The following is a 5,310-nucleotide window of genomic DNA, read 5'->3' as shown; positions in this document are numbered from 1 at the left end:
CCCGGCGTCGGGTCGACCGCAGTGGGCTTGGCCTCCGCATCGTCGGCCGGGCCGACGGAGACCGGCGAGTTGTCGGCCGACGTCGTGTCGGCGGGCGTGGCGTCGGCGGGCGTGATGTCGACCGGGGTGCTCGCCACCGGCACGTCGTCGAGCGGTGCCGGGTCGAGCGGTGCCGGGTCGGCGGGCGGGAGGTCGTCCGCGGGCTGACGCGGAGCGACCACGGCCGCCGGGGCGGGCTGCTCGACGGCTGCGACCGGTTCGCGGGCCGATTCCACGGCCGGCTGCAGCGCAGCGGCGTCGGACTGCTCGCTGGCCGGTACGGGCGGCGGGTCCTCGGTCAGCGCCATCTCCGCCGGGTCGACGGTGCTCGGGGCGTCCGCCGGTACGGGCACCGGGGTCGGACCGTCCGGTCCGGTCATCGCGGCTGGCGCGCTGACCGTGTCGACCGGGACCGGCTCGTCGGCGACCGCGGCGGGCGCCGGGTCGACGGCGGCCGCAGGACGGGCCTCGTCGGTGGTGGCAGCCGGCGTGGGCGATGCGATCACGGCCAGGCCGGCGACGGGGTCACCATCCACTATCGAATTGCCCTGTACGCCCCGCCGACCGCGCAGCAGCCACCCGGCGGCCAGGCCCAGCAACAGTGCCAGTACCACTATCAGCGAGTGTCCGAAAGACCACGCCACGGCGAACCTCCCTCTCAGCTCGATGGAAAAGTCACGAGAAAAACTCGCCGCAGCTTCGCACACGCGTATTGCCGACGACAGAGAGGATCGGTCGAGAGCGTTGCGACTGGTCCGGCCACCTCAGCCGGTGCCTACCGGGTAACACAGCGTCGTCCAATCACGGCAAACCCGACCCACCGAGACCGGGGCCCGGCGAGACCTGGGCCGGCAGGACCGGGACGCGATAAGACCGCGGCCGGGCACGAAGCGGGCCATGCCTGGCCGGGGAGCCCGCCGCACATGACGAGACCCGGGCCCGGCGTGGGACGCCGAGCCCGGGGTCGGGCGATGCGGGGGTCAGTCCCGGTCGCCCTCGTAGGTGTGGAAGTCGTCGACGAACCGGCGCCGGAGCCGTGGTACTCGGCTGGTCACTCCGAAGTAGCCGCGTGCGCCGAGCAGCGCGAGCCGGCCCACCACCGGGCGGTACATCCGGTCGTCGCCGTTGGTGCCGCTGCGATTCAACGACTCGGCGACCCGCGCGAAGCCGTACGGCGCCATCACCGCCTCGTAGTCGGCGACCGCCTGGAGCAGGGTCTTGTCGCCGGCGGTGGCGCGGCTGAGCTCTGCGCAGAGCAGGCGGGCGTCGCGTAGCGCGGTGTTCGCGCCCACGCCGCGACCCGGGGTCATGGTGTGGATGGCGTCGCCGAGCATGGTGACGGTGCTGCTCTTCCAGGGCGGCACCGGCTCGGACGTGGACACTTTGATCGGTAGGGCGCTGGTCGGGTCCGCGTGGGCGAGCAGTTCCCGTAGGTGCGGGTGCCAGTTCGAGGTGAGGTCCAGGGCGACCTGCACCAGGTCCTCCCCGCGGCGTTGCATGATGTCGGCCGGGAACCGGTTGGCCGCACTCCAGATGATCAGGTTGATGTTGTCGGTGGTGGTGTCGTGGGCCAGGCCGGGCCAGTCGCGGAGCAGGGCGGCGTCGGCCTCGCTGACGCCGGGCTTGATCGCGCGTGCGGCGTCCCACTTGAACTCCATGACGTGCAGCACGCCCATCATCCCGCCGACGCCGAAGATCAGCGAGATGCCCTGCTGGACCCGCTCCGGAATGAGACTGCGGGTGTGCGGGGACAGCGGAATCCGGGTGGCGATGTTGATCGTCCCGGCGTCGCGGATGACGGCGTGCGGCAGGTACTGGCGGCGTACGGCGGAGTGGGTGCCGTCGGCCGCCACCAGCAGGTCGCCGGTTGCGCTGGTGCCGTCGGCGAAGTGTGCGGTGACCGTGCCGTCGTCGCGCTGCTCGTACCGGGTGAAGGTCTTGTCGAAGTGCACCACGTCGTTTAGGCCGGTGAGCAGCACCTGGCGCAGCACCATCCGGGCCACCGAGTGTTCGGTACGCACCGGGTCGGCGCTCGGCCGCAGCGCGAACGACGCGGTCTGGCGGAGGCCCTGGGTGACGACGTTGAAGTAGTGCGGCGGCCGGGCGCAGGTGGCCAGGAAGGTGGCGAACAGCTCCGGGGGCAGGCACTCCCGCAGCGCCCGGCTACCGGTGGGGCCGATGCCGACCCGGTAGCCGAGCAGCCCCTCGGCGCGGTCGCGGTGTCGTTCGTAGACGGCGACGCTGATCCCGGCGCGGCGCAGACCGTGCGCCAGGCACAGCCCGCCCGTGCCCGCGCCGATGATCAGGACGTGCGGCGGCGCGGCGGACATGTCAGCCGGCCGGGTGTGCGGCGGGTGTCTCGGTGCCGACCGGTCGCGCTGCCGGCACCTCGGTGCTGACGGGGCGCGCCGCGGGCGCCTCGGTGCTGGCTGGGCGCGCCGTAAGCGCGTCGGTGGCGTCCCACCGGTAGAAGCAGCCGGCGATTGCGTCCCGGGGGGAGCGCCAGGTCGGCAGGTACGGCGACGTGTGCGCGGAGAGCCGCTCGTTGACCTGTTGGAAGAGCGGGTGGTTGCGGGCCGCCGCGAGCGCGTCCGGGTCGACGTCGTCCGAGGTCTCCAGCAGGTGTACGCACAGGTCGTGCAGGCAGTACAGGGATCGGTGCGTGACGCCGGTCAGGCCGGGGAGTTCGGTGGCGTCGGATTCGGCGAAGATCTGCGCGACCCGCCCCTCCGCTCCCGGGATGATCCGGCTGACGATCAGTAGACGACTCATGGGACCCCTTCCGCCGGTGGCCTTCCCGACCCTCGGGGATCGGTGCCACGTGCTCTGAGCGCCCACCGTGCCGCAGCGCCTGTCACGTCACCGTCACGTACGCCGAACGGCCGGTGACGGGCGGTCGGTGATGGCGTCGCGGCTGGCCTGACGGATCGGGGCGAGGGTGTCGTCGAGCAGGGCGCTCATCGCAGGGCTCGGCTCCAGCCGCAGCTCCCTGCGCAGGAGGTCCCGGTAGACGTAGAAGGCGTGCACGGCCTCGAAGGCGTTGCCCTCGGCCAGGTGGATGCGGACCACCAGCCGGTGTGGCGTCTCCCGTAACGGCTCGGCGGCCATCGCCTCCAGCGCGGCTTCGAGGGCCTCACCGTGCCGCCCCGCGGCCAGGTGGTGCCCGGCCACCTGTTCGAGCATGTGCAGGCGGAGTTGGCGCAGGCGCTCCCGGTCCAGCAGCACCCAGTCGTCGTACCAGCCGGGGAGGAGGTCGTGCCGCCCGGCGGCGAGCGCCCCGGCCGCGGTGCGGGGGTCGTCCCCGTCGCGGACCCGGGCCGCGGTGCCGACCAGGTCGTCCACGTCGAGCCGGACCGCCGGGCCGAGGCGTACGGTGTCGCTGGCCACGGTCATCGGGCAGCACGGGTCCTGTCGGAGCCGCCACAGGGCGGTACGCAGGGAGGACAGCGCCCGCTCCTCCGACGCGTCGGGCCAGAGCAGCCCGGCGAGTTGGCTGCGGGTGGCGCCGGGGCGGAGCCCGATCAGGGCGATCACCCGTTGCAGCCCGCGCGGCACCACGACCGGCACCGCCTCACGGAGGAGTCGGAAGCCGCCGAGCAGGTGGAGTGAGACGCCCTCCTCGGGCGGGTCTCCGGCGGTCGGCACGGACGGATCAGCGGCCACGGCGGCACCCCCTGCGGAACGCTCGTCCCGACTGTCTGCTGTGTCCCGGATCGGTTGCCCGCGACGCCACTGTCGACCCCGCCGATCGTGGCCTGGCCAGGCGCGGCCCCACCCGCCGAGGCCGCCGGGCTGACCAAGCTGAAGATTATCAATAATGGTCACGTTGAGTCAACGCCACGTGGACCTTCTATTAGCGACACTCAACCCGAGATCGGTTCTGAACTGCGTAAACATTGGCGACCGGCGCACACCGGACGCATAGCTGATACACAGGTTGCGTCAACGCAGCGTCACCGCCATGCGTCGCTGGCCGGCCCGCCCCGGTGACGCCGCCGTGACGAGGATCGGCGCATCGTGTCGGCAGTCGTCCAGCGCGTCCGGGGGCCACCCGTCGCCGGCCGGACGCTGTGGGGGGAGGCCCAGTATGGACCGATCGCTGATCGTCGCGAAGGTGGATCCGACCGCCGAGGAGCGGGTCGCCGAGATCTTCGCCGAGTCGGACGCGACGGAGCTGCCGCGCCTGGTCGGTGTCCGGCACCGCTCGCTGTACCGACTGCACGACCTCTATGTGCACCTGCTCGAGACCGCGGAGCCGGCGGAGGGCGCGGTGGAGGCCGCCCGTGGCCACCCCGAGTTCATCCGGGTCAGTGACCGCCTGCGTCCGTACGTGTCGCCGTACCTGTCGACCTGGCGCTCGCCACGCGACGCCATGGCGCGGTGCTTCTACCGGTTCGACGCCCCGGGCACCGGGCGGCGGTCGTGACGGCCACCGCGAGCGAGGAGCAGCTCTGGTCCCGCTGCGCCGGCTGCGCCAGCCTGCTCTACCGCAAACGTCTGCGCCGCAACCTCGACGTCTGCCCGGAGTGCGGGGAGCACGCCCGACTCGGCGCGCCGGAACGCCTGCGCCAACTTGTCGACCCGGGTTCGCTGCGCCTGCTGCCCGACCGGCTGCCGGAGGCGGACCCACTCGAATTCGTCGACGTGCTGCCGTACCCGCACCGGCTCACCGGCGCGCGGGCAAGCACCGGCCTGGCCGAGGGGGTCGTCTGCGCCACGGCCACCATCGGCGGGCACCCGGTGGCCCTGGCGGTGATGGATTTCCGCTTCCTCGGCGGCAGCCTGGGCTGCGCGGTGGGTGAGCTGATCACCCGGGCGGCCGAACGGGCGCTGGACGACAGAACCCCGCTCGTCCTGGTCACCGCCTCCGGCGGGGCGCGGATGCAGGAGGGCGCGTTGTCGTTGATGCAGATGGCCACCGTCAGCCAGGCCATCGCCGCGCTGCGCGAGGCGGGGTTGCTCACCGTGAGCGTCCTCACCGACCCTACCTACGGCGGGGTGGCCGCCTCGTTCGCCACCAACACCGATCTGGTGCTCGCCGAGAGCGGCGCGCGGATGGGCTTCGCCGGCCCCCGGGTGATCCGCCAGATCACCGGCCGGGCCCTGCCGGAGGGCTTCCAGACCGCCGACTTCCTGCTCCGACACGGGCAGGTCGACATGGTGGTGCAACGCCGGTCACTGCGCGGACGGCTGGCGGCGCTGCTCGCCGCGACCCGCGCCGGCCGTCCGGCGCGTCCGCCCGTACCCCGACAGGAGCCGGCGCCGCGCCGC

Annotated in this window: 5 protein-coding genes and 1 pseudogene; 2 read left to right on the top strand and 4 right to left on the bottom strand. The window is 73.0% G+C overall.

The annotated features are described in order from the left end of the window. From PSH25_RS26890 to PSH25_RS26875, 4 genes and pseudogenes are all read right to left on the bottom strand, one after another. Positions 1-653 (bottom strand): hypothetical protein (locus PSH25_RS26890; RefSeq protein WP_372492859.1); only part of this gene is annotated, 653 nt, incomplete at its 3' end. A gap of 366 nt (positions 654-1,019) precedes the next feature. Beyond that, on the bottom strand, positions 1,020-2,369 hold the full coding sequence (locus PSH25_RS26885) for an FAD-dependent oxidoreductase (protein ID WP_238661691.1): 1,350 nt from the start codon (positions 2,367-2,369) through the stop codon (positions 1,020-1,022). A 115-nt stretch (positions 2,370-2,484) separates the two neighbouring features. Then, a pseudogene (locus PSH25_RS26880) lies at positions 2,485-2,811 on the bottom strand (TcmI family type II polyketide cyclase); the annotation flags it as partial. Positions 2,812-2,904: 93 nt separating this feature from the next. After that, the gene (locus tag PSH25_RS26875) at positions 2,905-3,702 is read right to left on the bottom strand and encodes an AfsR/SARP family transcriptional regulator (RefSeq protein WP_238661690.1); all 798 of its coding nucleotides are present in this window, start codon (positions 3,700-3,702) and stop codon (positions 2,905-2,907) included. Between the two features lie 424 nt (positions 3,703-4,126). On the opposite strand from PSH25_RS26875, the gene PSH25_RS26870 reads away from it, so the two are divergent. Next, positions 4,127-4,465: a TcmI family type II polyketide cyclase gene (locus PSH25_RS26870; protein ID WP_238661689.1), complete on the top strand. Its 339-nt coding sequence runs from the start codon at positions 4,127-4,129 to the stop codon at positions 4,463-4,465. Continuing rightward, positions 4,462-5,310 (top strand): acetyl-CoA carboxylase, carboxyltransferase subunit beta (gene accD / locus PSH25_RS26865; RefSeq protein WP_238661688.1); only part of this gene is annotated, 849 nt, incomplete at its 3' end. The genes PSH25_RS26870 and accD, both read left to right, overlap by 4 nt.

The organism is Micromonospora foliorum (assembly GCF_022229015.1).
Lineage (GTDB): Bacteria > Actinomycetota > Actinomycetes > Mycobacteriales > Micromonosporaceae > Micromonospora > Micromonospora foliorum.
The sequence above is the reverse complement of the archived record's forward strand: the minus strand, read 5'-3'. Positions and strand labels throughout refer to the sequence as shown.

Coding starts and splice junctions, on each gene's coding strand:
- PSH25_RS26870 (WP_238661689.1), top strand. CDS start 4,127: ATGGACCGATCGCTGATCGTCGCGAAGGTGGATCCGACCGCCGAGGAG.
- PSH25_RS26885 (WP_238661691.1), bottom strand. CDS start 2,369: ATGTCCGCCGCGCCGCCGCACGTCCTGATCATCGGCGCGGGCACGGGC.